The sequence below is a fragment of the Mesorhizobium sp. M7A.F.Ca.US.007.01.2.1 genome (genome assembly GCF_003998165.1).
Taxonomy (GTDB): Bacteria; Pseudomonadota; Alphaproteobacteria; order Rhizobiales; family Rhizobiaceae; genus Mesorhizobium; species Mesorhizobium ciceri.
Genome location: NZ_RZQP01000032.1, coordinates 1 through 25,565 on the forward strand (window position 1 = coordinate 1; position 25,565 = coordinate 25,565).

The window sequence follows — 25,565 nt, forward strand, 5'->3', positions numbered from 1 at the left end:
AGGCCATCCTCGGTCTCGACTTCGACGACGGTCGGGGAAAATCCGTCGAGTTCGCCGAACACCCAGGCATAGGGCGCTTCGAGGCGCAAATTGATCGGCGTGGCTTTGATGCTGCGGATTTTCATCTCAGCGCCCGACCTCGAAGAACGGCGCGCCGAGCAGATCGGGAACGACGTCTATGCCGAGACCCGGCCCGTCTGGAATGCCCATGCGGCTGCCGGTGACCGGTGGCATGTTCGATGCCGTGCGCACCGTCACCCATTCATGGAAGGCGATGGCGTGCAGCCGGCGCTCTTCCGGCGTCGACAGCGACAGATGCGCCATCGCCGCGGTGTCGATCTCGGCGCCGCCCGTGTCCTCGACCGTGATCATGAAGCCGAGGTCGACGGCAATGTCGCGGATCTGGCGCGTCTTCGTCACGCCGCCAAGGCGCGAGATCTTCAGCGTCAGCCCGTCGGCCGCGCCCAGGCGATGAATTTCCAGCATCGCCTCGAGCGAGGTGACGGATTCGTCGAGCACCATCGGCTTGTCGAGCATGCGGCGCACCGACATGTTTTCATCGATCGTGGTGCAGGGCTGCTCGAACGTGTAGTCGATGGCGCGCGTGGCATCGGCGAATTGGCGCGCCTGATAGGGAGTCCAGCCGGCATTGGCGTCGCAGAAGATGACCGTGCCTTTCGGCACCGAGGAGGCAACCGCGATGACGCGTTCGATGTCGTCATGGACATTGCCGCCGACCTTGACCTGCAGCCGGTGGAAGCCGTCCTTGACGATGCGCTTGGCCAGCGCGGCCATGGCGTCGACGCTCCCGTGCGTGACGACCTTGTAGAGTTCCGCGGTGTCGCTTTCCTTGCCGCCGAGCAGCGTGACCAGCGGCACGTCGGCTGCGCGCGCCGCCAGATCCCAGCAGGCCATGTCGAGCGCCGACTTGATGTAGGGATGGCCCTTGAACACCGTGTCCATCAGCCGCCCGATGCTGGCCAGCCCGCGCGGATCGCGGCCGATCAGATGCGGCGCGATCTCGACCACGCCGGCGCGAACGCCGGCGGGGAAGGCGGCTGAGTAAAAATTGCCGAGCGGCGCCATCTCGCCCCAGCCGGTGATGCCGCTGTCTGATGTCATGGACACGATCACCGCGTCGAAGGCGTCGGCCTCGCGCCCCTTCGACATGCGGTATGGCCCGTCAACGAAGGGCTGCATGACGTGGTAGGCCTTGATGGTCTCGATCTGCACGTGTCTTGTCCGCTGTCTGTGGTGTTGGGAACGGGTCAGGCGCCCCTCGATGGGCGTTGTTCGAGGCTGCGCGCGTAGGCAAGCAACTCCTCGAAGTCGAGATCGATATGCTCCCTGGCATGGCGCTGGGCCGCACGCATGTCCTTGCCCTTCAGCAACCGCACATAGGTTTCGTGAACGTCTTCGGCCGGCACCGGCTCGTTGCGGGCATGCTGGTGGAGCGCGAAATACATCTGCAGCCGGCTGGTCAGCCGCTGCCAGGTTTCCAGCAGCACCGAATTATCGGCCCATTCGTAGATCAGGCCATGCAGTTGCAGCGCGGTTTCGATCTGGCGTGTCGTGTCCAATGCGCGGGTCGCCTGCTTCACGGCTTCGTGGCGCCGGTCGAGTTCGTCGAAGAAGCGCTGGTCACGCAGCGGCCACGCCCGTTCGATGGCCAGCTCGTCCATCACCTTGTTGAACGAATAGGCATCGTCGATGTCCTTGGCTGTGACCTCGATGACGAAGGTGCCAGCATAGGGGATGCTGGTCAGGATTCCTTCCTGGACCAGCTCGCGCATCGCCTCGCGCAGCGGCGCGCGGCTGACCCGCATCTGTTCGGAGATACGGAGCTCGTTGAGCTTCTGGCCGGGCGCGAGCTGGCCGGTCAGGATCGCGCGCCGCAACAGCGCAACGATCTCGGCGCGTCGCGTCGTATCCGCGATCGGACTGAAATCCGCTTTCGCCATTCGGCCACTCCCAGGGGAACCGAAAGCAAGACAAGCAGATTGTCGACAATCTAACAAGAGGGTATTTCAATTGATTGGCCAACGCTGCAGAGACCGTTTCGAAATTCCCTCTGGCGAGTCATATGGAGCGCTGTGGAACGGTTGCCGCCGCTGAATGCGATCAAGACTTTTGAAGTTGCCGCCCGTGCCGGCAGCTTCACTCTGGCCGCCTCTGAACTCGGCGTGTCCTCTGCAGCGGTCAGCCAGCAGATACGCAATCTCGAAACCTGGTTCGGCAAGCAGCTGTTCGTGCGCAGCGGCAACCGCATCGCGCTCACCGACGCCGATCGCCTCGGTAAGGCTCGGCCTGGGCATCGCGCTTGGCCAGCGGGTCATGGCGCACGCCGATCTGGAGGCCGGTCGGCTGATTGCGCTCTCCTCCGTCTCGGTGCGCCTCGGGCACCCCTATTGTGCATTCATGCCGCCGGCCAAGGCCGACCGGGCCGATGTTGCCGGTCTGGTCGATGTTCAGTCGAGCGGCGCCCGCGACCTGTGGGAAGGCCGGGGCGCCGCGCTGAAGCCGGATCCTGACGGGGGTGTTCAGGTGGCCGGCTTTTCCGGTATCGGCGATACGGGCGCTCCGGGGCCGATCTTCTGCAGATTGCCCGTAATCACCTGGTCGCCCTCGGCGACGCCGCTGAGGATGGCGACCTGATCGCCGCTCGTCGGTCCGAGCGAAACGAGCCGCTGGTCGACCGTGTTGCCCTTGCCGACGACATAGAGATATTTGCCGAGCTGGCTTGAGCCCAGCGCCGTCTGGGGCACCATCAGCGCATCGGCTTGCTCTCTCACATGCAGCCGGACACGGACATATTGGCCCGGCAGCAGCGTAAACTTGCCATTGCCGATCGTCGCGCGCGCCGTGATCGTGCCGGTCGAGCGGTCGACCGAATTGTCGATGAAGGTAAGCTCGCCCTTCTGGCTTGCCTCGGTCTGGCCGGGGAGCAGGACATCCACTTCGATCGGGCCGTTCGCACGGGCTTGCTCGATCTCGGTCAGATCCGTCTCGCTCGGGTTGAAGGTGACGTAGATCGGGTCGAGCTGCACCAGCGTGTTGAGCACGGTGCCGGCGACGCTGACCAGCGTTCCGACCGAGGCCTGGTTGCGGCCAAGGCGCCCGGCAAACGGCGCCCGGATTTCAGCGTAGCTCAGATTGAGCTCTGCCGTGCGGACCGCCGCCTGGTTCAGCGCCAGCGATGCCTGCGCTTCGCGCAAGGTGCTGGTGCGCTGGTCGAAGCCGTCCTTGGCGAGGTAGCCGCTCTTGGCGAGCTCGGTGCCGCGACCAAGATTCGAGCGGGCATAGTCGAGCGTCGCCGTGTCGCGCTGCACTTGGGCCTTGGCCTGGTCGAGCGCCGCCTGGAAGTCGTCAGGCGAGATCTTGTAGAGAAGATCGCCTTGCCGGACGTCGACGCCGTCGGCTGCGGTCTGCTCCTGCAGATAGCCGGGAATCCTCGCCTGTAAGGTGATGCTGCGGATCGGCTCTGTCCGCGCGGCATAGTCGAGGTAGATCGGGATCGTCTTCTTGACGACACTGACCACCGGCACCGGCATGACGAACGCCGCCGGGGCGGGCGCCGCACCTGCCGTGCCGGCATTGAGGCTGAGATTGCCCATATCGAGCAGGTGGACGCTGGCCACCGAGATCGCACCCAGCGCGACAGCCGTTCCCAACGCGATTTTCCATTTACGCATGATCAGTCTCCAATCTTATTCGGCTGCTTCCGCCAGGGGCGGTAAAGCGTGCTCAGCAGTTGGTTCATTGTCTTGAGAGGTGGGCTCGTCTTTGCCGCGGCGTTCGCGCAGCTGTTCGATGACCGCGTAGAACACCGGCACGAACACCAGCGACAGGATGGTCGCCGCGACCATGCCGCCGAACACGGTGGTGCCGATCGACTGCCGGCTTGCCGCACCGGCGCCGGTCGCAAACATCAGCGGCAGCACGCCGAGGATGAAGGCGAAGGCCGTCATCAGGATCGGCCGCAGCCTGAGCCGTGCCGCCTCCATCGCCGCGTCGACGATGCTGAGGCCTTCCTCGCGCCGTCGCCTTGCGAATTCGACGATCAGGATCGCATTCTTGGCCGCCAGGCCGATCAGCATGACGAAGCCGATCTGCGAGTAGACGTCGATCTGCATGCCACGCAGCAACAACGCTGCGAAGGCGCCGAACAGGGCCAGTGGCACCGCCAACAGCACCATGAACGGCATCGCCCAGCTCTCATACTGCATCGCCAGGATCAGGAAGACGAAGACAATGGCGAGGCCGAAGACGACGGACGCGATCGATCCTGCCTTGAGCTCCTGGAAGGTGATGCCGGTCCATTCGAAACCGAAATCCCTTGGCAGCGCGGTTGCAGCGGCCCGTTCCATGGCGGCAACCGCCTGGCCGGAGGAAAAGCCCGGTGCGGCGCCGCCATTGATCGAGGCCGAGGCATTGTTGTTGTAGTGCGGCACGGTCTCCGGGCCGACGAAGGGCACGAGTTTGCCCAGCGTCGAGAGCGGCACCATGCCGCCGGAGGCATTGCGCACATAGAGCCGCGAAATGTCGGCGGCACCTGCACGTGCATCCTTGTCGGCCTGGATGGTCACCCGGAAGGTGCGGCCAAACAGGTTGAAGTCGTTGACGTAGAGCGAGCCGAGATAGATCTGTAGCGTGTTGAAGACGTCAGGCAGGTTGAGGCCGAGCAGTTTGGCCTTGCTGCGGTCGAGGTCGTAGTTGAACTGCGGCGTCGAGGTCGAAAACGGCGAGAACAGCTGCTGCGGGTTGATTTCCGGCTGCTTGCGCGCCTCGGCGATCACGGCTTGCGTCGCATCGTTGAGGGCTGAACTGCCCCGGCCGGTCAGATCCTCGACGACGAACTCGAAGCCGCCCGTCGTGCCGATACCGGGGATCGACGGCGGATCGAAGCTCAGCGCAAAGGCCTCCGGGATCTGCATCAGCTTGCCGCGCACATCGGCGACGAGCTTCGACGCGCTCTGGTCGGGGCCCCGCTCCTCCCATGGCTTCAGGATGGCGAATTCGACCGCCGAATTCGATTGCGCGGCACTGGTCAGGAAGTTCAGGCCGCTGATCGAGCCGACGATGTCGACGCCGGGCGTCGCCTGCAGGATGTCACGCGCCTTCTGCGCCACCGCGTCGGTGCGTTCCAGCGACGCGCCGTCGGGCAACTGGATGACGACGAAGAAATAGCCCTGGTCCTCGACCGGAAGGAAGGTCGAGGGCAGCCGCTGCCAGACGAAGTAGGTGGCGACCAGCCCCGCCGCGAACAGGCCGAGCATGATCCAGCGCAAGCGGATGAGGATGCGCACACCATTGGCATAGGCGTGCGACAGCCTGTCGAAGCCGGTGTTGAACCAGCGGAACGGGGCGAACTGCGTTTCGCCGCGATGCCGCAGGAAGGCGGCACTGAGCGCGGGGCTCAGCGTCAGCGAGTTGAAGGCGGAGATGCCGACGGAGATCGCCACCGTCAGTGCGAACTGGTTGTAGAGCTTGCCGGAGACGCCGGGAATGAAGGCGACCGGCACGAACACCGCCATCAGCACCGCGGTGGTGGCGATGATCGGGCCGGTGACCTCGGTCATTGCGGCCTTGGTCGCCGCAAGCGGTTTGAGCCCGGCCTCCAGCTGTCGTTCGACATTCTCGACCACGACGATGGCGTCGTCGACGACGAGGCCGATCGCCAGCACCATGCCGAGCAGGGACAGCATGTTGAGCGAGAAGCCGAGCATCTCCATGACGACCAGCGTCGCCACCAGCGACACCGGAATGGCGATGGTCGGGATGATCGTCGTGCGCCAGCTTTGCAGGAAGAGGAACACCACGGCGACGACCAGCACCAGCGCTTCGCCGAGCGTGATCAGCACGTCATGCATCGACGCCGAGACGAAACGGGTGGTGTCGTAGTGCATCGCATAGGACACGCCCTTCGGGAAACGGCCCGACAGCTCCTGCATCTTGTCCTTGACGCGCTGCTGCAGATCGAGCGCGTTGGAGCCGGGCATCTGGTAAACGGCAAGCACCACGGTCGGGTCTTTACCGAAGAAGGCAGACGACGAATATTGCAGCGCGCCGAGTTCGATGCGGGCGACGTCGCGCAGCCTGACCAGCGAGCCGGTATCGGTGTTGGCGCGCACGACGATGTCGCCGAATTCCTTGGGATCGCTCAAGCGGCCGACGGCGTTGACCTGCATCTCGAAGGCGGTGCCGGCGGGTGCCGGCGACTGGCCGATCTTGCCGGCCGCCACCTGGACGTTCTGTTCGGCGATGGCGTTTTGCACATCGACGGCGGTGATGCCGAGATTGGCGAGCTTGTCGGGATCGAGCCAGACGCGCATCGAATAGCGCCGCTCGCCGAAGATCTGCACGTCGCCGACGCCGGGCAGCCGCTTCAGCGGGTCGACCACCTGCAGATAGGCAAGGTTGCTCAGCGCCACCGGATCGACCGAACTGTCGGGCGAAGTCAGGTTGACGATCAGGACGAAGTTCGGATTCTGCTTCTTGATCGTCACGCCGCCCTGGTTGACGATCGCCGGCAGCGACGAGGCGGCCTGCGAGACGCGGTTCTGCACGTCGACGGCGGCGGTGCTCAGCGAATAGCCGACATCGAAGGTGATGGTGATGGTCGAGGAGCCGTCATTGGAACTCGTCGACGACATGTAGGTCATGCCCTGCACGCCGTTGATCTGCTGCTCCAGCGGCGTCGTCACCGTGTCGGCCACCACTTGTGCGCTGGCGCCCGGATAATGGGCGCTGACCACGACCTGCGGCGGCGTGATGTCGGGAAACTGCGAGACGGGCAGCAGGAAATAACAAATCGACCCGGCGAGCACCATGATGATGGCGATCGCCGAGGCGAAGATCGGACGGTGAATGAAAAAGTTTACCACGACACGCACGCCTCTCCGGCTGCTGTTGCCCGCCCGAAGGCGCTGGCAACCCTGGACAGCCTTTGGCCGCGCTTGTCACCGAGGCCGTCCCGCGAACGCAGCAACGGCACCTCGCCACGCTGCGTATCGGCGAGCGAGCGCAACATCGTCTCGAAGGCGCGCGGGTCGACGCCATCGGCTTTCATGACCAGCCGGATCATCGGATCCCGGACGGCTTCATCTATGGTAAGATCGCGGCGCTGTGGCATGGCCGGCTCCTTGTCTGTCGATTCGCAGCCCGTGCTCGCGAACCGTTTTCATCTCTTCACCGGCCGAGGCCGCATGATTGGCAGTTTCTCGCCCCTCTCGTCTGGCAGGGCCGTTCACGGCCTTGTTATTGACGGTGGACGATATAGGTGTTACCAGTAAGTAACATTCTGGAAGTTACAGACCGGTAACACCCTAGTCAAGAGGTGGCCGAGGGTTTTTTGGAAACGAAAGGAGATCATGATGGCAGACGGCATCGTGGAGCGCTCTCGTCCCCGGGATCGGATCCTGGAGACGGCACGCGACATGTTCCACAAGCATGGCATCAAGGGCGTCGGCGTCGACGCCATCACCGAAGCTGCCGGCACGAACAAGATGACGCTCTATCGTCACTTCGAATCCAAGGACGAACTGATCGTCGAATGCCTGCGCGCCAATGCGGCCAAGGCCGGCGCTATGTGGGAAGCATTCGAGGCCGAATTCCCTGGTGACAAGCTTGCCCAGCTGCATGCCTGGGTTCGCAAGGCGGCTGCCATGCTCAATGCGGACGGCCGCGGCTGCGACATGGCCAACGCCGCCGCTGAGCTGACCGAGCCGGACCATCCGGCCAGGCTGGTGATCAAGGAGCTCAAGGAAGCCCAGCGCGCGCGCCTTGTGACGCTATGTCGGGATGCCGGCATTGGTCAGGCCGAACTGCTCGCCGATACGCTGTCGCTGCTGTTCGAGGGCGCGCGTGTCAGCGTGCAGACCGTGGGTACCGAAGGTCCGAGCACCCAGTTCGTGCGCATGGCCGAAGGGCTGATCGTTTCGTTCCGGGGCGCTGCCGCCGGTTGAGATTCGCCACGATTGTTGGCGGGTTACGGCTCTATGACGGAGGGCCGCGTACGCCGTTGACCCAGGCGGTATGGAAACTCCGGCGGCCAAACGAAAAAAGCCCGCTGCCGGGAGGAGGTGGCAGCGGGCTCGATTTTCGAATGTGGCGCGGGAGGAGGTGCACCCCATTCAGCGTCGGCATCGCATCTGGGAGGAGTAGATGGCCGACAACCAGAACCTACGAGTTGCCCAACGATTCGGCAACAAAGAAACTTGCATAGCTGCTGTGCAGATTTGCCGTGCCAATTATCATACAAATCCGGCAACAGGCATTTTTTCAGGCCGCCTGCTTCACTGCACCGGCACGTTTTCCCTGAAGATCAAGCGCGGTTCGATGAACTTGCGCGTCAGATAGGGTGCGGAGGAGGCAATCGAGCCGAGCAGGCGAATGACCGACTGCTCGGCGATCAGCCGCGCATTCTGGTCGATGACGACATCGGCGAGATCGTCGACGAGATGACCGCGCGTGTCCTTGGTCAGGTCGTGGCAGATGAACACCGGCTTGCGGTTCGGCCTGGCCTCGCGGATCGCCTTTGCAACGCCCGAATGTCCAGCTCCGACGCAATAGATGCCGAGCAACTCCGGCTCGTCGTGCAGTGCCTTCATGGTCTCGGTGTAGCTGGCATCGGGCTCGTCGTTGATCTCGACGGCGCTGCTGACGGTCAGATTGGGAAACTCCTCATTGAGCACCGAGCGGAAACCCATCTCGCGTTCCTCGTGGCCGCGATAGGAACGTGAGCCGACGACCATCGCCAGATGGCCGGTGCGGCCGCCAAGGAAGCGTCCCATCAGCAGCGCCGCCGTTCGTCCCGCCACCCGGTTGTCGATGCCGACATAGGCCGCGCGTGGTGCCGTCGGAACATCGGACACCAGCGTCACCAGACGCATGCCGGCTTCGACGATGTCGCGCAGGATGTTGCGCGTACGCGGATGATCGACAGCGATCACGCCGACGCCATTGGCCCTGAGCGACAGGTTTTCGACAGCGCTCTGCAGCGCGTTCGGCGAGATACCGGCGAGATTGTGGATCCGGCACGAGGCGACAAGCGGCAGACGCGCGGCGTAGTCCTCGATATGCCCGGCGAGATCGCGCATGAAGGCATTGCTGCCGATCGGCAGCAGGAATTCGAGGTGGGCGGGCCGCGAGGGCAGCGTCACCTGATCGGCGACCGGCAGGTAGCCGAGTTGCTTGGCCGCCTCCATGACGCGCTGGCGGTTGGCCGCACTCGCACCCGGCCGGTTGTTCAGCACCCTGTCGACCGTTGCGGTCGATAGCCCGCAATTGCGGGCGATATCCGAGACGGTGGCTTTCATGCCGCTACCCACAGCCCGCAATTGCGGCGATATCCGAAACGGTGGCTTTCATGCCGCTACCTATGCGCCCTGCGATGCCGCGCCAGACAAGCGATGCGATCTGAGGCAGCGGTGATTGCCGCCATCACCCGACAGTCAGTGCGACGGCTTGCCATCGGTGATGGCATCGCGGATTTCCTTGTCCGACATGCCGGTGATGATCCGCTCTACCTCCGCCACGCTGGTCGTCTTCGGGTCGATGTCGTCGGCGACCACCTTGCCCCGGCGCATGACGACGATGCGGTCGACCACTTGGAAGACATGGTGGATGTTGTGGGCGATGAAAATGCAGGAGTGACCGGAATCGCGGGCGCTGCGCACGAAACTCAGCACGCCCTGTGTTTCGGCGACGCCCAGATTGTTGGTGGGCTCGTCGAGGATGATCAGGTCGCTGTCGAAATGCATGGCGCGCGCGATCGCCACCGCCTGACGCTCGCCGCCGGAGAGCGAACCGATCGGCGTCGTCGGCGGGATGTTCTTCGAGATGCCGACCTGCTTGAGCAAATCGCGGGCAACCGTGTTCATCGCCTCCTGGTCCATCCGGTTGAGGAAGCGCGGCGGCTTGATCGGCTCGCGCCCGAGGAACAGATTGCGGGCGATCGACAGTTGCGTGACCAGTGCGGAGTCCTGGTAGATCGTCTCGATGCCGTGGGCGATGGCGTCGCTGGTGCTGCGCAGGCTCACCTTCTTGCCACGGATGAAGATATCGCCGCTGGTCAGCGGAACGGCACCCGAAAGCACCTTGATCAGCGTCGACTTGCCGGCGCCATTGTCGCCGAGCAAGCCGACGATCTCCCGTTCATTGACATGGAAATTGGCATCCTCCAGCGCCTGCACGCGGCCGTAGGACTTGCGGATGTTCGTCATGCGGATCAGTGGCTCGGCCATGGTTCAAGTCCCCGCCTGATGCCGGCGTTCCAGCCATGAATGCAGTGCCATCATGCCGAGGATGATGGCACCGATGAAGATGTTATAGGCAAGACCAGGCACGCCGATCAGCACGATGCCGTTGCGCATCACGCGCAGGATCAGGATGCCGAGCACGGTGCCGATGATCGTGCCGCGCCCGCCGGTAAGTGCGGTACCGCCGATCACCACCATGGCGATGACTTCCAACTCATAGCCGGTACCGCTGTTGGGGTTGGCGGCGGACGTGCGCAACGAAGAGATGACGCCGGCAAGCGAGGCCATGACCGACGACAGCACGAACAGGCCGATCTTGACCCCGCTGACATTGACGCCGCGCGCCCGCGCCGCGCTCGGGTTGCCGCCGGCCGCCTGGATCCAGTTGCCGGTGCGGCTTTGCGTCAGCACATAGCCGAGCGCGATCGCCGCGGCGATGAACCAGAACAGTGACATGTAGATGCGGAACGGGCCGATGAAGAAGTCGCCGACCAGCGCTTCCGCCAGCCAGCTGCCCTCCGCACTCCAGGTGCGCTGGGGAAAACCGTCGGTGACGAAAAGGGCGGTGCCGCGCACCACCAGCAGCATGCCGAGCGTCACCAGGAAGGATGGGATCTTGAGCTGCGTCACGAACCAGCCATTGACCAGCCCGATGAAGGCGGCGACCAGCAGCGCGGCGACAAAGCCGACTTCGAGCGAGGTCAGGCCGCTGTTGAACAGGGTCCACATCAAGACCGGCGAGAAGCCGAACAGGGAGCCGACCGAGAGGTCGAACTCGCCGGATGTCATCAACAGTGTCATCGCCAGCGCGATCAGGCCGAGCTCGACCGTGAAAGCCAGCGTGTTGGAGATGTTCTGCGGCGACAGGAAGTCGTGGTTGAAACTCCAGAAAACGGCGATCTCGACGACGAGCAGCACGAAAGGGCCGAATTCCGGCCGTGCGATCAGGCGTGGGACGAGCGAATGATTTTCCACAGGCAATCCGCGACATGAGTGGAAGGCTGAGCGTTGCACATCGCGTGCGAAGGGCTCGGCGAAATGGAGAGCCAGTCGCGACCGTTGGGCGGCCGCGACTGTTGAGATTGGATGTTACTTGCCGGACAGGATGTCGTCGTAGATCTGCGCGGTGTCTTTTTCATAGAGCGCGCCGGTGATGACGTTGAAGCCCGGAGGAATGCCGCCGGCGGCCATATTGGCCAGCGAAAGCGCGACATAGCTGGTCGCCTGCGGGTCCTGCCACTGGCCGGCATTGACATAGCCGTTCAGCACTTCCTGGGTGGTGTCGAGCGAATTGCCCCAGCCGACGACCGGGATTTCGCCCGGCTTGATGCCGACCTGGTCGAACACCCGCTTGATCGAGCCGGTGACGAGGTCGCCTAGGCCGATGATCGCCTTGACCTTGGCCTTGTTCGCCGTGAGGTAGTCGACCATGCGGTTGATCACTTCAGCCTGATCAAGCGTCGCTTCCGTGATTTCATAGGTGATGCCGAGCGGCTCGAAGACGCTCTTGATGCCTTCCTCTTCCTGCACGCCATAGGTGGCGCCGGGGATTTCGACCGGCATCCAGACGAAGTCGCCCTTCTTCACCAGGCCTTTGTCGACCAGATACTGTGCCCAATGCTTGCCGAAGGTGACATTGTCGCCGCCGACATAGGCGTTGAAATCGGCTTTCGGATCAGGCGTGTTGAAATTGATGATCGGCACTTTCGCCGCACGCGCTTCCTTGACGATCTCGATCAGGCTGCCCGGATCGGGGCTCGTGGTGACGATGCCATCGGCCTTGGCGGAGAGGGCGGCGCGAACCGCTTCCTGCTGCGAGGCGACATCGCCATTGTGGAACGAGGTGTTGACCGTGTTGCCGGTGTCCTTGGCCCACTGCTTGGCGCCGGCCAGGAAGTAGGTCCAGACCGGATCGGCCGGACCGCCATGCGAAATCCAGTAGAACGTCTTGGCCTGTGCCGCTGCTGGTACCACCATCAGCGCCACCAACAGGCCATATAGAACGAGTCTTAGCCGTGTCAGCATTTGATTTCCTCCCGTTTGTAGATCGTCAGTTCAAAATCCGTTCCCTTGTTCTGCGTCTTTTGCCAGCGCCGATTGAATGCGTCAGAGCATCCCCTTTTTCGACGGATGGCAAGCCCTCCATCTGCCAGGCCTCCATCTGCAGGTGTAGTGGGCGCCTGACGGGGCGTCATCAGCCGTCCCATCAGATTGCATCAGTTGAGGTGATTTTCCGACTGTCGGATAATTGATGTCGAGGCTAGCCGAGCAGATAGTCCTCGTCATGGTCGGCGCGCAGGTTGCTCCACAGCCGATCGGCCGCCAGGCGAGCAAGGCGATTTGTTCCGTTAGGTATCCGACAAATGCAGATGCTCGGGCACTCGCAGCATTTCGGCATTGGTGAGTCTTCCGCTGGTGAACTCTAATCGGAGCCCCTCGCAGTATCCGATGGCTTCTCCCTCGATAGGACGTTTGCTGGCCATCAGGAACGCGACAACGCCGAGATCGATGATCCCACCGTGCGTCACCAATAAGCCCGTCGCTTCGTTGGGAACTCGGGCAGCTATGCTCGTCCACAGTCGCACTTGGGTGTTAGCAAATGCAATGCAGTCTACGTCCGATCGGAGTACACGTTCTACCTCCGCCAACGGGCTCGGCCACGAGATCGTTTCGAGTATATTTTTGGGAAGAATTCCAAGTTCGGCAATCAACTCATTTACTTCGAAACCCATCGCAATTGCGGTTTCGATTGCCCGTGGAATTTCGCTTGTGACAACAAGTTCATAAGAGTCAGCCCCTTGGGCTACAAACCGCGCTAGTTCGATTCCTTCTCGAGAAAGGTGCGCGCCAGGCTTGCGCCTCATGGTGTGCCGGCGAACATCAAGTATCGTCATTGGATTCCAGTCCGACGAGGTCACGAGTAATAAGGCGCCAACATTGCGTTGATGGTGGCCCTGGGCCAAGGCTTGGCTAAATAAGATCGGCCTTCGCCAGCTCCCGCATCAGATGGCTGGCGCCGTAGGTCCAGTGCGGGCAGTCTGGCGACAGCTGCACGCGGTTGACCAGCGCGCCGAATTTTTCCGACGAGATGGTGACGATGTCGCCGACCTTGTGGGTAAAACCCTTGCCCTTCTCGCCGCGATCCTTGGACGGAACGAACATGGTGCCGAGATAGAGCGCCAGCCCGTCCGGATACTGGTGGTGCGGCCCCATGGCCGCGGCGACCAGTTCCTCCGGCGAGCGGCTGATCTCGGCCATCGAGCTTGCGCCCTCCAGCGAGAACCCGTCCTCGCCCTCGACTTTCAGGCGCACGACGGCGCGCTTGACGTCATCGATGGAGAATTTCTCGTCGAACAGGCGGATGAAGGGGCCAAGTGAGGCCGAGGCATTGTTATCCTTGGCCTTGCCGAGCAGCAGCGCCGAACGCCCTTCGACGTCGCGCAGATTGACGTCGTTGCCGATAGTGGCGCCGACGATCCTGCCGCTGGAGGCGGCGATCATGGCGATCTCGGGTTCCGGATTGTTCCAGGTCGACACCGGGTGCAGCCCGACATCGGCGCCGAAGCCCACCGAGGCCATCGGCTGGCACTTGGTGAAGATCTCGGCATCGGGGCCGATGCCCACTTCCAGATATTGCGACCAGGCGCCGCGCGAAATCAGCTTGGCCTTGATCTCCATCGCTTCGGGCGAACCGGGCTTCAGCTTCGACAGGTCGTGGCCGATCAGTCCGGCAATGTCGGCGCGGATGGCATCGGCTTTTTCAGCCGAACCACGCGCCTGTTCCTCGATCACCCGTTCCAGCAGGCTGACGACGAAGGTGACGCCCGATGCCTTGACCGCCTGCAGGTCGACCGGGGAGAGCAGGTAGGGTTTTGCTGGATCGCGCCCGGTTTCAAAACTGTTGGCGGCGATGTCATCGAGCGAACCGATCGGTCTGCCTTCGGCCGAGCGGACATGCCCAGCCGGGTCGGCCATCTCGCAAAGGTCGCGCATCGTCGGTGCCGTACGCGAGGTGATGTCGAAGACCGTGCCATCGCGAACCGTGACGACCAGCGGGTATGCAGCACCGCTGCTTCTGGCGCGTCCGACAAAAAGGCCCTCGCTGGGCAGGTGGGTCGGGTTCGTCATGGCGCTCTGTCCTCTTAGTGATCGGCAATGTGGTGAAGTGATCGACAATGTGGGCTAGCCGGATCGGCGTGGCACTTTCACCGGATTCCCGTCAAAGGTCTATCCCGTCGCAGGCGATCGGAACTCTGGGTCTCCGGTCGTCTCGGCGGCAGTCCACAGGCGAAAGCCATGGTGCTCTTTCAAAATTGTGAAATTCTGACTAGGATTTTCACCAATCGCAGCGCATTCAGGTGACCCTTGGCGACAGCATTCTCCGATCCCATCTGGCGCAGGCCGCAGGCAGCTTCCACGTTTCAATCGCTTCCCAATGGCGAACGGGTCGATCTAGCCATCGTTGGCGGTGGCATCATGGGCTTGTCGACTGCCTTGCATGCCGCCCGGCTTGGCCTGTCGGTGCAGGTGCTGGACGCCGGCGAGATCGGCCAGGGCGCATCAGGCTTGAATGGCGGCCAGGTCATTCCCGGCCTGAAATACGATCCGGAATGGTTGCTGGAGCATTTTGGCCCGGAGCGCGGCGAGGCGCTTGTCAATTTCGCGGCGTCGACCGCCGACGCGGTGTTCGAGCTGATCCGCGACGAGAATCTGGCGGTGCCGTTCGTTCGAAATGGCTGGATCCAGGCGGCGCACACCGAGGCCGCGCTGAAGGCGGCGACGAACCGCGACCGGCAATGGCACGCGCGCGGTGCCGACGTCCGGTTGCTGAACGCAGCGGAGACCGCAGCCAGGACTGGCGCACAGGGTTATCTCGGCGGCTGGCTCGACCGCCGCGCCGGTGTGATCGATCCGCTCGCCTACACGTCTGAACTTGCCCGGGTCGGGACCGCGACTGGCGTGAGGATAGCAGAGCGCCAAAGGGTCGTGCGGCTCGCCAATGCCGCCGGTGTTTGGCGTATTTTGATCGAAAATGGCCTGGAATTGCAGGCAAAGGCGGTCGTGCTGGCGACAAACGCCTATACGGACGGTCTGATCCCCGGTCTCGCCCAGACGATCGTGCCGCTGCATTCCTTTCAGATCGCCACGGCGCCGCTGCCGTCCAATCTGGCGGCCACGATCCTGCCGGAAGGGCAGGCGGTGTCGGACTCCAGGCGCATCCTCGTCTACTACCGCAAGAGCGCCGACGGCCGGCTGGTGCTTGGCGGACGGGGCCGCATGGCGCTGCCGACGAGCGCCGGCGACTGGGCGCATCTCGAGCGTGCGCTGGTACGGCTCTATCCCTCGCTGTCCGGCGTTCCCATCGAGAAGCGCTGGTTCGGCCGGGTTGCGATGACGCCGGACCACCTGCCGCACATCCACGAGCCGGAGAAAGGCCTGCTCGCCGTGGTCGGCTGCCAGGGTCGTGGTGTCGGCCTGATGACTGCGCTTGGCGAGCGCATCGCCGGCTACCTCCAAAGTGGCGACGCCAGGCAATTGCCTTTCCCGGTCTCGCCGATCCGGCCGATCCCGTTTCACGCCTTCCGCCAGGTCGGCGTCGCCGCGACCATCGCCTGGTATCGCTTGCTCGATGCGTTGGAGCGCTGACCAGGGCGCTTCATCCCCTTGGGGCTCCGTTAGGGGATTCTGCTTGACAGTTTCATGAATATGAAAAACTCTAAGCCAATTTCAAATTTCCAATAGGCAGGTCGATGTCGACCCTAGTTGCCACATCAGCGCCAGAGGCCCGGTCTTCCCAGGGCTTCCGGGTCGCCATGCTGCTGCCGGGCGCGCTGGTCACCTTGCTGCTGATCCTGTTTGCGCTTGGCCTCGTGCTTTTCCTCGCCTTCCGCGGCAATGACGGTTCGCTGCTCGGCGCCGGTTTCACCGTCGCGAACTTCGTCACCGTGGTGTCCGATCCGCTGTACTGGACGGTGACGCTGCGCTCGCTGATCATTGCCGCTCTGGTCACGCTGGCGACGGTCGTCACTGCCTATCCCGTCGCCTACTACCTTGCCTTCCACGCCGGCCGGCGGCGCGGCCTGCTGCTGTTCCTGGTGACGCTGCCGTTCTGGACCAGCTATCTCCTGCGCGTCTTCGCCTGGAAGATCGTGCTCGCCTACAATGGCGTTTTGAACTCGGCGCTGATCGAAAGCGGCATCTGGTCCGAGCCGACATTGGCCTTTCTCAACACGCCGGCCGCCGTCGTCGTCACGCTGGCGCACGCCTATGCGCCTTTCGCCATCCTGCCGATCTACGTGGCGCTGGACACCATCCCGAAATCGCTGATCGAGGCCGCTTCCGATCTCGGCGCGCGGCCATTCACCTCTTTCCGCCGGATCGTGCTGCCCAATTCGATGCCGGGCGTGCTGGCGGCAGCCCTCGTCGTCTTCGTGCCGACGGTCGGCGACTATGTCACGCCGGCGCTCGTCGGCGGCCCGGCCAGCACCATGATCGGCACGCTGATCCAGGCGCAATTCGGCAAGGCCAATGACTGGCCGTTTGGCGCAGCACTCTCCGTCGCCGTCATGCTGGTCATCCTGTGCGTGGTGCTGGTCGCCCGCTTCGCCGACCGCAGATTTGGCAGCCGCACATGAGCACTGCACGCACGCAGGGAGGTGGCCGCTGGCTCGGCATGTATGTCGCCGCCTATTTGGTCTTTCTCTATCTGCCGGTGCTGCTGATCCCGCTGTTTTCCTTCAACAACTCGATCCAGGCAGCGTTTCCGCTGCAAGGTTTTACCTTGCAATGGTACGCGACGCTGTTCGGCAATTCGGCGCTGACCGGTGCACTCTTGAACAGCCTCGCCATCGGCGCCTTCGCCGCCACGGGTGCGACGCTGTGCGGCATCACCGTGTCCTACATGGACCTCTACGGCCGCTCGCCGCTGGCCGCCACCATCAGCGCCATCGCAAGGCTGCCGATCCTGATCCCGGGCGTCATCGTCGGCATATCGCTGCTGATCCTCATCAACCTCGTTGGTCTGGGGCCATCGCGCGTCGCCATCGTTCTCGGCCATATATTGGTGGCGCTGCCGACGACCGTGGTGATCATGCGCAGCCGCTTCGCCGCCATCCCGAAAACCATTCGCGAGGCGGCACTCGATCTCGGCGCCTCCGACTGGACGACCTTCCGGCGGGTCATGCTGCCGCTCAGCCTGCCGGCCATCGTCTCGGCATTCATGCTGGCCTTCCTGATCTCCTTCGACGAATTCATCGTCGTGTTCTTCCTGGCCGGCACCGAGCCGACGCTGCCGCTCTACATCTGGAGCCAGCTGCGTTTTCCCCGGTCGCTGCCGACGGTGATGGCACTGGGCACTTCGATCCTGGCGGTGTCCTTCGTCATCGCTGCAACAGCTGAAATTCTGCGCCATCGCGGCTTGTCCGCCACGGCGCCAAAGCCCGCGGATCCATCACAACCAAAACAGACCAAGAGAGGAGAACTGCAATGGCATTCGACCTGAAATCGATCTCTGCAAAGACTGTTTGCGCTGGATTGACGGCGTTCGCGCTGGCGCTGTCGTCGACTGTCGCTTTCGCCGGCGACAAGCTGCAATATTTCACCTGGTCGGGCTATGAACTGCCCGACTTCAACAAGAGCTTCCTTGCCGCGCATCCCGATGGCGTCGAGGCCTCGATCTTCGGTGACGACGATGACGCCTTCACCAAGGTCAAGGCCGGCTTCCGCCCAGACATTGCGCATCCCTGCTATGACAAGGTGGCGCGCTGGAACAAGGAAGGCCTGCTGCAGCCGATCGACACCAAGCGCATCAAGAACTGGGACTCGATCTTCCCGGTGTTCAAGAACCTGCCAGACCTGCAGGCTGGCGACGGCAAGGTCTGGATGGTGCCGTGGGACTGGGGCAACACCTCGATCCTCTACCGCACCGATCTGGTGAAGAACCCGGAAGCGAGCTGGAACCTTTTGTGGGACAAGCAGTATGCCGGTCGCATGGCGACGATCGACGCGGTGCATGACACGCCTGTCGTGGCGGCGCTGCTCGCCGGCGTCAATCCGTTCGACATGACGCCGGAGCAAATGGACAAGGTGGCCGAGAAGCTGCGCGAGCAGCGCCCGCTGCTCTCCAACTACACCACCGACATGACCTCCGTCGAACAGGCGCTGGCCAGCGGCCAATTGGTCGCCGCCATGACCTGGAACGCGTCGGCCACCTCGCTCAAGAAGCAGGGCGTGCCGGTCGAGTTCATGAAGCCCAAGGAGGGCATGCTGACCTGGGCCTGCGGCTTCGTGATGCTCAAGGACGCCAAGAATGTCGACCTCGCCTATGATTTCATCAACAGCCGGCTGGAGACGGATTCCGGCAAATACCTGATCGAGGCCTACGGCTATGGCAGCTCGACCAGTTCGGCCTTCGCGGCGGTGCCGAAGGAGGAGCTGGAGAAATTGCAGCTGCCGTCCGACCCGGAGGTGATGCTGAAGACCACCATCTTCACCGGACCGATGAAACAGAATGACGACCTCGCCAAGATGTTCGAAAAGGTCAAGGCGGGAGGATAAAGCTCCCCCTTCTCCCCTTGTGGGAGAAGGTGTCGCCGAAGGCGACGGATGAGGGGTGCTCCAGGGAACACCAGCGTCTCACTCCGCTGGAACACCCCTCAACCGTCTCGGCGCTGCGCGCCGATCCACCTTCTCCCACAAGGGGAGAAGGGAAAGCAAACGAGGACTAACGCATGGACATGCTGGATGAAGCGGCTGGGAAGCCGAAGGACGATGCCGACGTTCGCGTCGGCCGGCGCGTGCGGGCGCTGCGGCTGGAGCGCAATCTGTCGCTGGCCGATCTTGCGGCAAAGGCCGGCGTGTCGATCGGTGCATTGAGCCAGATCGAGCGCGGCATGTCCTCGCTGCGCGTCAAGGTGATCTGGCCGCTCGCCGCCGCCCTCGACATCGAGCCGTCGGCGCTGATCGCCGACGGCAGCGACACGGCGAACGACCTCTATTGCGTGCGTGCCGACAAGCGGCGGCAAATCCCGGTGAAATCGGAAGGCATTGCCAAGGCGCTGCTGTCACCCCCGGGCGCGACGCTGACCGGCATGCTGGTGACGGTGGAAGCCAAAGGGGGCACGGCCGAGGCCTATGCGCATGCCGGCCATGAATTCGGCTTCGTGCTGGCCGGTGAGGTCGAACTGGTGGTGGATTCGACGAAATACGGGCTGAAGGCGGGCGACAGCTTTGCCTTCAAGAGCACGCTTTTGCATGCCTTCCGCAATCCGGGCGCCGAGCGTTGCCAGATCCTCTGGGTCAACACCACGAAGCCGTCCGAGGTTCGCGATGGCGCCTGATCCACTCGTCCGGCTGCAGGCGGTCTCGAAGATTTTTCCCGGCGGCATCGTTGGGCTCGACGCTGTCGATCTCGACATTATCAGCGGCGAGTTCATCACGCTGCTCGGGCCGTCGGGCTGCGGCAAGACCACCAGCCTGCGCGTCATCGCCGGTTTCGAAAGCCCGTCGAGCGGCAAGGTGTTGCTCGATGGTCGCGATATCACGGCCCTTCGACCGTTCGACCGGCCGGTCAACACCGTGTTCCAGGACTATGCACTGTTCCCGCACATGAATGTTGCAGAAAATGTCGGCTTCGGTCTGTCGCTGCGCAAACTGTCTGGAGCCGAACAGGCTAAGCGCACCGGCGAGGCCCTCGACATGGTCGGTCTCGCCGACAAGCTTGGCGCCCGCGTCTCCGAACTGTCTGGCGGCCAGCGCCAACGCGTCGCGCTCGCGCGTGCCATCGTCTGCGAGCCGCGCGTGCTGCTGCTCGACGAGCCGTTGTCGGCGCTCGATGCGCATCTGCGCGAACAGATGCAGGTTGAGCTGAAGCGGCTGCAGTCGCGGCTTGGCACCACCTTCGTCATGGTCACCCACGACCAGACCGAAGCGCTGTCGATTTCCGACCGCATCGTCGTCATGAACAAGGGCCGCATCGAGCAGATCGCACCGCCGGCCACACTTTATGACCGGCCTGCCACGAAGTTTGTGGCGAGCTTCATCGGCACCATGAATCTCCTGCAATCACGGTTTGTCGGCCGCGATGGCGATCGCTTGCGTTTCACCGCCGGCACCCTGCCGCTGGAGGCTATTTCCGAAACCGGCGAGGCACCTGCCGAGGGCGCTACCCGCACCATCGGCGTGCGCCCGGAGGATTTGCTGGCGATGACCGAGGCCGCGCCCGGCACCGCACCGGCGCGCGTCAACAGCGTCGTCTTTCACGGCCGCATGCTGCGCCTGCATGCCGAACTCGGGCAGGGCGCGCCTGTCGTCATCGACGCGCCGCGCCAGGCCGAGGGTTTTCGCTTCCAGGTCGGCGACGTGGCGCATATCAGCCTGCGCCGTGGCGCCAACTGCCCAGTGCTGCCAGGTTAGTTCATCGAACGCTAAAAACCGGGGCCAACTGGGCGATCCACGATTTCCTCGAGGTCGAGGGTATCATCGGCTGCTGGGCGTGAGCTCGAATAGATTCCAGGCTTGACTCAAGGAGAGTGTTCCTGTTTTGTTCCGGAATGGAGCAAAACAGGAGCGTTCTTTGCCGGGCGTGTGCGTATGTATCTGCAAGGCGAATTCGACTATGGACTTCCAGAGCCGCCATGGCGGCCTAAACGGCCCGAGCGCGTGTTCTTCGGTTTGTTTTTGCATTCTAAGGACCATTCGCGCTTTGCCGATTGTCAAAATCGGCTATGCGGCCAATGCGGGGTAACCGGCGACCAACTGCTACCGGAGCGTTTTCACGTCAGCCTGCAGCATGTCGGTGATTACAAAAGGCTACGGTCCAAAATTCTTTTTGCGGCCGCCCGATCGGGACGGCGCATTGCGATGGCCCCGTTCGAGGTTACCTTTCGCTATGCCAGTAGCTTTCCCGGCCGACCGGCGACTAGGGGCAAGCCAGCCAAACACCCTTTCGTGCTTCTCGCCGATGACGGACCGGTTTGTGAGTTGAGCAGGAAGCTCGGCGTCGAAATGCTGCGCGAAGGCCTCAAGGCGTCAGATGGTTTCGTTCCGCATCTGACGCTTGCATATGACCGAAAACTTGTCCCCAAACAGCCTATGGGCCCAATCAGCTTTGTTGCACGAGAGTTCGTCCTTGTGCACAGCTTGCGCGGACTGAAGAAGTACGTTTTCCCGGAATGTTGGCCGCTGAGCGCGATGTGATGTGCTCACATCGTCGTCACATATTCCGAGCGATATCCATCATCCTGACATGGCTTGTCAGCACGGCGCGGTCCGACGATGGCAGGCCAGCAGGCTGTTCCCTACCTAAATGCGTCTGAACAGGAGGAACGCAAATGACCATCGCGGAAATTGCCAAGGATTTTACCGAGCTGCTCAAGCAGGGCGAGAACGAAGCTGCCGCCGAGAAGTACAATTCCGACGATATCGTGAGCTACGAAGCCATGGAGGGGCCGATGGCCATCTCCCGTGGCAAGGAGGCTCTCAGGCAGAAGGGCCAGTGGTGGCAGGAGAACAATGAAGTCCATGGCGGCTCTGTCGAAGGCCCCTATGTCAATGGCGACCAGTTCGCGGTGCGCTTCAAGTTCGACATAACGCCCAAGGCTACCGGCGAGCGTGTCACCATGGATGAAGTCGGCCTCTACACGGTCAAAAACGGCAAGATCACCGAAGAGCGCTTCTATTACTAGGGCCGGCCCCGGGTTCCGGCTCACGTCGCTGCAGGACCAGGAAATTAGACGGCCGGGACATTGTCCTGGCCGCCATGCGAGACGGAGATATGGCAACGGCTCTGGCAAATCGGGAAGGGCGGTTTAGTCTGTGGAACGGATTCGACAGTCAGCCAAGGAAGCACGCTTTTGACGATCACCATGTACGGCATCACCACTTGCGACACGGTCAGGAAGGCGCGCGTCTGGCTGGAAGGCCATGACGTAGCCTACCGGTTTCACGATTTCAGGGCCGAGGGACTGGACGCGAAGCGGCTGGATGGTTGGGCGGGCAAGGTCGGCTGGGAAAAGCTGCTCAACAAGGCGAGCACGACGTTCCGCGAGCTGCCGGACAAGGAAAAGCAGGGTCTCGACGAGAAGAGCGCCAAGGCGCTGATGCTGGCCAAGCCGACCATGATCAAGCGGCCGGTGCTGGAAGTAGGCGACCGGGTTATGGTCGGGTTCAAGGCTGATGTCTATGAGGCGGCGGTGGGGAAGTAGAGCTGCCTCTCGTTCCACGGTGTTCCGTGGCCCGCCGGCTTTCGAAGGTTCCGAGTGCCCTCAACCCGCGCGCAAATACCCCGCCAGCGCCACCGCATTGTTGTGCGCCTCGTCATGCGCGCCGTAGAGCAGCGTCACCTTGCCGTTACCCAGCAGGCCTCGCAACTGCGTCACCGCCGCGCCATTCCCATCCAGCTCAGCGCGATACCGCTCCTGAAATTCCGCCCAGCGCGCCGGCTCGTGTCCGAACCACTTTCGCAGCTCGTCGCTCGGCGCGATGTCCTTCAACCACAGCGTCAGCGCGGCGTCTTGCTTGCTGACGCCGCGCGGCCAGATGCGGTCGACCAGAACCCGCTGCCCGTCCTCGGCAGCGGGCGGCTCGTAGATACGCTTGACCGCGATGTTGAAGGCCATCACACCTCTCGGCTGGAACCCTCAGGCCCACTCGCCCTTGCGCATGACAGGCACGCGGGCGCCGTCCTTGTGGACGCCATCGATGTCGATCTTGTCCGAGCCGATCATCCAGTCGATGTGGATGAAGCTCTTGTTGCCGCCGCGCGCCGCGATCTCGTCCTGGCTGAGCGAGGCGCCGTCGACGAAGCACTTCGAATAGCATTGGCCGAGCGCGATGTGGCAGGCGGCGTTCTCGTCGAACAGCGTGTTGAAGAACAACAGGCCGCTGGCCGAGATCGGTGAGGAATGCGGCACCAGCGCCACCTCGCCGAGACGGCGCGCGCCCTCGTCGGTGTCGAGCACCTTCTTCAGCACGTCCTCGCCCTTCGAAGCCTTGGCCTCGACGATCCTGCCTTCTTCGAAACGCACCGAAATGTCGTCGATCAGCGTGCCCTGGTAGGACAGCGGCTTGGTCGAGGAGACATGGCCTTCGACCCGCCTCGCATGCGGCGTGGTGAAGACCTCCTCGGTCGGGATGTTGGGGTTGCAGGTGATGCCGTTCTTGGCGGTCGAGGCGCCGCCCATCCATTCATGGCCGTCCGCAAGCCCAACCGTCAGGTCGGTGCCCGGTCCGGTGAAGTGCAGCGCATGGAAATTATGGCCGTTGAGCCATTCGGTGCGGCTGCGCAGCGCCGCGTTGTGCGCCCTCCAATTGCCGATCGGATCCTCCACATCGACCCGCGACGCGGCGAAGATGGCATCGGCGAGTTTCACGACCGCAACATCGTCGGCATCGCCGGGGAAGACCTGTTTGGCCCAGGCGAGGTCCGGATAGGCAACGATGTTCCAGTTGATGTCGAAGCCGGTGATCTTTTCCAGCGCCGGCTGATAAGCCATCGAATTGGCCTTGTTGGCGCGCGCCACTTTCGCCGGATCCTGTGCGGAGAGCAGCGACGGATCCTCCCCGCGCACCGCAAGCCTGGCCGCATTGTTGGAGAAGGCCTTCGCCATGCCTTCATAGAGCCAGCCGGCGGCGCGGTCGAAGCTCGCATCGGCGCCGAAGCGGTAGCGCGCCAGCGTCATCTCGTCATCGTTGAAGATCGGCGTCACCAGGCCGGCGCCGGCCTTGTAGGCATGCTCGACGATCCGCCTGGTTAGCGGCAGTGCCGCGATCGATGACGTCAGCACCAGATCCTGCCCTGGCTGCAATTGCAGCCCGACCTTGATGGCGACTTCCGCCAGCCTGTCGAGCTTCACCGGGTCGATTGATGCGGAAACGCCGCGCGAATGTGTGGTCATGATCCTGCCTGTCGTAGTTTGATGTCCGACCTACCATAGAGCGGCGGCGCGGCGCTTTCCACCGCGATCGCGCCGGCGGGTTTTGGGTTTGCGGACCCGAACCGCGCCATGGTTGCTTCGATCTCTTCCCTGATCCAGACCTTGAAATCCCGGACCTTGCGGCTTTCCGCTTTCACGGACGAGGTCACCAGCCAATAGCCGAGCCCGCTCTGGGCGCGGATGCCGAAAGGCGCCACCAGCCGCCCGTCGGCCAGCGCATCCGCGGCGAGCAATTGCCAGCCCAGCATCACGCCGTGGCCGGCAATCGCCGATTCCAGGCACAGCATCGGGTCGGTGAAACGCGCACCCTTGAGGAAGCTGACAGGTGGGACGCCGGCCGTCTCGAACCAGCTTTCCCAGTTGATCATTGCTCGCTCGTCGGTGATCGCGCAGGTCTGGGCAAGGTCCTCGATCGACTTCAGTTTTTGGGCAATCGCCGGCGCGCAGACCGGGAAGACTTCCTGCGCCAAGAGCAGTTCCGTGCGCCCGCCCGGCCATTTGCCGTCGCCAAGCCGGATGGCGATGTCGATGTCTGAGTGATCGAGATTGGCCAGCCGCACCGAAGCGTCGATGCGCAGCAGCACGTTGGGATGCCGGTCGAAGTGGCGAGATAGTCTGGGCAACAGCCACTTCGAGGCAAAGGCCGGCGCCACCGAAACCACCAATGTGCATTGCGTAGCCTCGTCGGCCAGCGCCACGGCCTGGGAAAGCTCACGAAATCCAGCACCAAGGCGGGCCGCGAAGACGGCGCCGAATTCGGTCAGCACCAGACCGCTCGCCGTTCGCTCGAACAGCGCCTGGCCGAGCTGTTTTTCGGTACGGCTTATCTGCTGGCTGACGGCGCTGACGGAAACGTTGAGCTCACCGGCGGCCGCCGCCAGCGATCCGAGACGGGCAACGGTTTCGACGGCGCGCAGGCCGTTGAGGTGGACGCGGTTGAGCATGGCCATTGAGTTTTTCTAAACTGATCCGGCTGAAATCTCAATTGAAAGGCATGTCGAAACGGCGGATTTTATCGGAAGAGACAGACCTGTGGAGCCGGAAATGCTGAGGATCTTGTCGTCGTCGCTGAAGGTCTTTTTCGCTGCGAGTACGCCGTATGAGCCGCACCCGGACGGCGAAACGCAGAGATGGCTGACCGATCCGCTTTCGCATCCGGTGCTGAACACCATGTCGGAACGCGAACTGGGCGATGTGCCGTTCAGGCTGACGGCGCGGCGGACAGTGCACGAGACGGCCCCGTTGCACGCCGGCGGCCGCTGCTGAGCAGCCGCCAAGCGTTCCGGCTTGAGGAAAGTCGAGGCGAGCACCACGTCCCGCGCACGCACTGGCCCAACAGATGGCGATTGTTTCAGCGACCCCTGCACTTATT

General features: G+C 63.1%; 26 protein-coding genes. 12 read left to right on the forward strand and 14 right to left on the reverse strand.

Features of this window, described 5'->3' with window-relative positions; translation table 11 throughout:
* Positions 1-126: 126 nt before the first annotated feature.
* Positions 127-1,233 carry a mandelate racemase/muconate lactonizing enzyme family protein gene (locus EN949_RS08720; protein WP_024502610.1) on the reverse strand — a complete coding sequence of 369 codons (1,107 nt, stop codon included), beginning with the start codon at positions 1,231-1,233 and terminating at the stop codon, positions 127-129.
* Between the two features lie 35 nt (positions 1,234-1,268).
* Complete coding sequence (locus EN949_RS08725; RefSeq protein WP_063167630.1) at positions 1,269-1,961, reverse strand: GntR family transcriptional regulator; 693 nt, start codon at positions 1,959-1,961, stop codon at positions 1,269-1,271.
* A 132-nt stretch (positions 1,962-2,093) separates the two neighbouring features.
* Here EN949_RS08725 and EN949_RS37080 point away from each other — a divergent pair, with 132 nt between their 5' ends.
* Positions 2,094-2,531: a LysR family transcriptional regulator gene (locus EN949_RS37080; protein WP_281039766.1), complete on the forward strand. Its 438-nt coding sequence runs from the start codon at positions 2,094-2,096 to the stop codon at positions 2,529-2,531.
* A 9-nt stretch (positions 2,532-2,540) separates the two neighbouring features.
* Here the strand turns inward: EN949_RS37080 and EN949_RS08735 are convergent, their stop codons facing one another.
* The 3 genes from EN949_RS08735 to EN949_RS08745 are packed head-to-tail and all read right to left on the reverse strand — an operon-like array spanning position 2,541 to position 7,132.
* Positions 2,541-3,692, reverse strand: coding sequence for an efflux RND transporter periplasmic adaptor subunit (locus tag EN949_RS08735; RefSeq protein WP_013532876.1), 1,152 nt, complete (start codon positions 3,690-3,692; stop codon positions 2,541-2,543).
* A gap of 15 nt (positions 3,693-3,707) precedes the next feature.
* Complete coding sequence (locus tag EN949_RS08740; RefSeq protein WP_024502613.1) at positions 3,708-6,884, reverse strand: multidrug efflux RND transporter permease subunit; 3,177 nt, start codon at positions 6,882-6,884, stop codon at positions 3,708-3,710.
* Complete coding sequence (locus tag EN949_RS08745) at positions 6,878-7,132, reverse strand: hypothetical protein (protein ID WP_024502614.1); 255 nt, start codon at positions 7,130-7,132, stop codon at positions 6,878-6,880. The genes EN949_RS08740 and EN949_RS08745 overlap by 7 nt, the downstream gene beginning before the upstream one ends.
* Before the next feature lie 241 nt (positions 7,133-7,373).
* Here EN949_RS08745 and EN949_RS08750 point away from each other — a divergent pair, with 241 nt between their 5' ends.
* A complete protein-coding gene (locus EN949_RS08750) occupies positions 7,374-7,964 on the forward strand; it encodes a TetR/AcrR family transcriptional regulator (protein WP_013532873.1) in 591 nt (196 codons plus the stop codon).
* Positions 7,965-8,294: 330 nt separating this feature from the next.
* On the opposite strand, the gene EN949_RS08765 is transcribed toward EN949_RS08750, so the two are convergent.
* The 6 genes from EN949_RS08765 to EN949_RS08790 all read right to left on the reverse strand — a co-directional run bounded on the left by EN949_RS08765 (position 8,295) and on the right by EN949_RS08790 (position 14,387).
* Positions 8,295-9,317: a LacI family DNA-binding transcriptional regulator gene (locus tag EN949_RS08765; protein ID WP_064995102.1), complete on the reverse strand. Its 1,023-nt coding sequence runs from the start codon at positions 9,315-9,317 to the stop codon at positions 8,295-8,297.
* A 135-nt stretch (positions 9,318-9,452) separates the two neighbouring features.
* Entirely contained in the window at positions 9,453-10,244 is a 792-nt protein-coding gene (locus EN949_RS08770) for an ATP-binding cassette domain-containing protein (protein WP_013532870.1), read from the reverse strand.
* 3 nt (positions 10,245-10,247) lie between these two features.
* Complete coding sequence (locus EN949_RS08775) at positions 10,248-11,234, reverse strand: ABC transporter permease (protein WP_024502616.1); 987 nt, start codon at positions 11,232-11,234, stop codon at positions 10,248-10,250.
* 114 nt (positions 11,235-11,348) lie between these two features.
* Positions 11,349-12,284 (reverse strand): substrate-binding domain-containing protein, encoded by a 936-nt coding sequence (locus tag EN949_RS08780; RefSeq protein ID WP_013532868.1) that lies wholly within the window; start codon positions 12,282-12,284, stop codon positions 11,349-11,351.
* Between the two features lie 323 nt (positions 12,285-12,607).
* Positions 12,608-13,153 carry a hypothetical protein gene (locus tag EN949_RS08785; RefSeq protein ID WP_064995104.1) on the reverse strand — a complete coding sequence of 182 codons (546 nt, stop codon included), beginning with the start codon at positions 13,151-13,153 and terminating at the stop codon, positions 12,608-12,610.
* Between the two features lie 76 nt (positions 13,154-13,229).
* A complete protein-coding gene (locus EN949_RS08790) occupies positions 13,230-14,387 on the reverse strand; it encodes a fumarylacetoacetate hydrolase family protein (RefSeq protein ID WP_063167634.1) in 1,158 nt (385 codons plus the stop codon).
* 237 nt (positions 14,388-14,624) lie between these two features.
* On the opposite strand from EN949_RS08790, the gene EN949_RS08795 reads away from it, so the two are divergent.
* The 9 genes from EN949_RS08795 (at position 14,625) to EN949_RS08835 (ending at position 22,462) form a co-directional block, all read left to right on the forward strand.
* On the forward strand, positions 14,625-15,905 hold the full coding sequence (locus tag EN949_RS08795; RefSeq protein ID WP_127366541.1) for an FAD-dependent oxidoreductase: 1,281 nt from the start codon (positions 14,625-14,627) through the stop codon (positions 15,903-15,905).
* 104 nt (positions 15,906-16,009) lie between these two features.
* Positions 16,010-16,894, forward strand: a complete 885-nt coding sequence (locus EN949_RS08800) for an ABC transporter permease (RefSeq protein WP_013532864.1) — start codon at positions 16,010-16,012, stop codon at positions 16,892-16,894.
* A complete protein-coding gene (locus tag EN949_RS08805) occupies positions 16,891-17,760 on the forward strand; it encodes an ABC transporter permease (RefSeq protein ID WP_064995105.1) in 870 nt (289 codons plus the stop codon). Before EN949_RS08800 ends, EN949_RS08805 begins: the two co-directional genes overlap by 4 nt.
* Positions 17,745-18,815, forward strand: coding sequence for an ABC transporter substrate-binding protein (locus tag EN949_RS08810; RefSeq protein ID WP_024502621.1), 1,071 nt, complete (start codon positions 17,745-17,747; stop codon positions 18,813-18,815). The genes EN949_RS08805 and EN949_RS08810 overlap by 16 nt, the downstream gene beginning before the upstream one ends.
* 173 nt (positions 18,816-18,988) lie before the next feature.
* Complete coding sequence (locus EN949_RS08815) at positions 18,989-19,597, forward strand: cupin domain-containing protein (protein ID WP_027164194.1); 609 nt, start codon at positions 18,989-18,991, stop codon at positions 19,595-19,597.
* A complete protein-coding gene (locus EN949_RS08820; protein WP_127366024.1) occupies positions 19,587-20,672 on the forward strand; it encodes an ABC transporter ATP-binding protein in 1,086 nt (361 codons plus the stop codon). Before EN949_RS08815 ends, EN949_RS08820 begins: the two co-directional genes overlap by 11 nt.
* A 177-nt stretch (positions 20,673-20,849) precedes the next feature.
* Positions 20,850-21,455 (forward strand): 2'-5' RNA ligase, encoded by a 606-nt coding sequence (locus tag EN949_RS08825; protein ID WP_027164192.1) that lies wholly within the window; start codon positions 20,850-20,852, stop codon positions 21,453-21,455.
* A gap of 134 nt (positions 21,456-21,589) precedes the next feature.
* Entirely contained in the window at positions 21,590-21,943 is a 354-nt protein-coding gene (locus EN949_RS08830; RefSeq protein ID WP_013532858.1) for a nuclear transport factor 2 family protein, read from the forward strand.
* 168 nt (positions 21,944-22,111) lie between these two features.
* Entirely contained in the window at positions 22,112-22,462 is a 351-nt protein-coding gene (locus EN949_RS08835) for an ArsC family reductase (RefSeq protein WP_013532857.1), read from the forward strand.
* A gap of 60 nt (positions 22,463-22,522) precedes the next feature.
* Here EN949_RS08835 and EN949_RS08840 read toward each other — a convergent pair whose 3' ends face one another.
* Genes EN949_RS08840 through EN949_RS08850 form a run of 3 tightly spaced genes read right to left on the reverse strand, consistent with a single transcriptional unit; the run spans position 22,523 to position 25,143 of the window.
* Positions 22,523-22,876, reverse strand: a complete 354-nt coding sequence (locus EN949_RS08840) for a DUF488 domain-containing protein (RefSeq protein ID WP_127366023.1) — start codon at positions 22,874-22,876, stop codon at positions 22,523-22,525.
* A 21-nt stretch (positions 22,877-22,897) separates the two neighbouring features.
* On the reverse strand, positions 22,898-24,154 hold the full coding sequence (locus tag EN949_RS08845; RefSeq protein ID WP_127366022.1) for an aminopeptidase: 1,257 nt from the start codon (positions 24,152-24,154) through the stop codon (positions 22,898-22,900).
* The gene (locus tag EN949_RS08850; protein ID WP_013532854.1) at positions 24,151-25,143 is read right to left on the reverse strand and encodes a LysR substrate-binding domain-containing protein; all 993 of its coding nucleotides are present in this window, start codon (positions 25,141-25,143) and stop codon (positions 24,151-24,153) included. The genes EN949_RS08845 and EN949_RS08850 overlap by 4 nt, the downstream gene beginning before the upstream one ends.
* 94 nt (positions 25,144-25,237) lie before the next feature.
* Here EN949_RS08850 and EN949_RS08855 point away from each other — a divergent pair, with 94 nt between their 5' ends.
* Positions 25,238-25,459, forward strand: a complete 222-nt coding sequence (locus tag EN949_RS08855) for a hypothetical protein (protein ID WP_024502627.1) — start codon at positions 25,238-25,240, stop codon at positions 25,457-25,459.
* The last annotated feature ends 106 nt before the right edge of the window (positions 25,460-25,565 follow it).

Bases quoted from the DNA above. Each gene is read 5' to 3' on its own strand.
- EN949_RS08725 (WP_063167630.1), bottom strand. From the start codon at position 1,961: ATGGCGAAAGCGGATTTCAGTCCGATCGCGGATACGACGCGACGCGCC.
- EN949_RS08735 (WP_013532876.1), bottom strand. From the start codon at position 3,692: ATGCGTAAATGGAAAATCGCGTTGGGAACGGCTGTCGCGCTGGGTGCG.
- EN949_RS08745 (WP_024502614.1), bottom strand. From the start codon at position 7,132: ATGCCACAGCGCCGCGATCTTACCATAGATGAAGCCGTCCGGGATCCG.
- EN949_RS08750 (WP_013532873.1), top strand. From the start codon at position 7,374: ATGGCAGACGGCATCGTGGAGCGCTCTCGTCCCCGGGATCGGATCCTG.
- EN949_RS08765 (WP_064995102.1), bottom strand. From the start codon at position 9,317: ATGAAAGCCACCGTCTCGGATATCGCCCGCAATTGCGGGCTATCGACC.
- EN949_RS08770 (WP_013532870.1), bottom strand. From the start codon at position 10,244: ATGGCCGAGCCACTGATCCGCATGACGAACATCCGCAAGTCCTACGGC.
- EN949_RS08780 (WP_013532868.1), bottom strand. From the start codon at position 12,284: ATGCTGACACGGCTAAGACTCGTTCTATATGGCCTGTTGGTGGCGCTG.
- EN949_RS08785 (WP_064995104.1), bottom strand. From the start codon at position 13,153: ATGACGATACTTGATGTTCGCCGGCACACCATGAGGCGCAAGCCTGGC.
- EN949_RS08790 (WP_063167634.1), bottom strand. From the start codon at position 14,387: ATGACGAACCCGACCCACCTGCCCAGCGAGGGCCTTTTTGTCGGACGC.
- EN949_RS08800 (WP_013532864.1), top strand. From the start codon at position 16,010: ATGTCGACCCTAGTTGCCACATCAGCGCCAGAGGCCCGGTCTTCCCAG.
- EN949_RS08805 (WP_064995105.1), top strand. From the start codon at position 16,891: ATGAGCACTGCACGCACGCAGGGAGGTGGCCGCTGGCTCGGCATGTAT.
- EN949_RS08810 (WP_024502621.1), top strand. From the start codon at position 17,745: ATGGCATTCGACCTGAAATCGATCTCTGCAAAGACTGTTTGCGCTGGA.
- EN949_RS08815 (WP_027164194.1), top strand. From the start codon at position 18,989: ATGGACATGCTGGATGAAGCGGCTGGGAAGCCGAAGGACGATGCCGAC.
- EN949_RS08820 (WP_127366024.1), top strand. From the start codon at position 19,587: ATGGCGCCTGATCCACTCGTCCGGCTGCAGGCGGTCTCGAAGATTTTT.
- EN949_RS08825 (WP_027164192.1), top strand. From the start codon at position 20,850: ATGTATCTGCAAGGCGAATTCGACTATGGACTTCCAGAGCCGCCATGG.
- EN949_RS08830 (WP_013532858.1), top strand. From the start codon at position 21,590: ATGACCATCGCGGAAATTGCCAAGGATTTTACCGAGCTGCTCAAGCAG.
- EN949_RS08840 (WP_127366023.1), bottom strand. From the start codon at position 22,876: ATGGCCTTCAACATCGCGGTCAAGCGTATCTACGAGCCGCCCGCTGCC.
- EN949_RS08845 (WP_127366022.1), bottom strand. From the start codon at position 24,154: ATGACCACACATTCGCGCGGCGTTTCCGCATCAATCGACCCGGTGAAG.
- EN949_RS08850 (WP_013532854.1), bottom strand. From the start codon at position 25,143: ATGGCCATGCTCAACCGCGTCCACCTCAACGGCCTGCGCGCCGTCGAA.
- EN949_RS08855 (WP_024502627.1), top strand. From the start codon at position 25,238: ATGCTGAGGATCTTGTCGTCGTCGCTGAAGGTCTTTTTCGCTGCGAGT.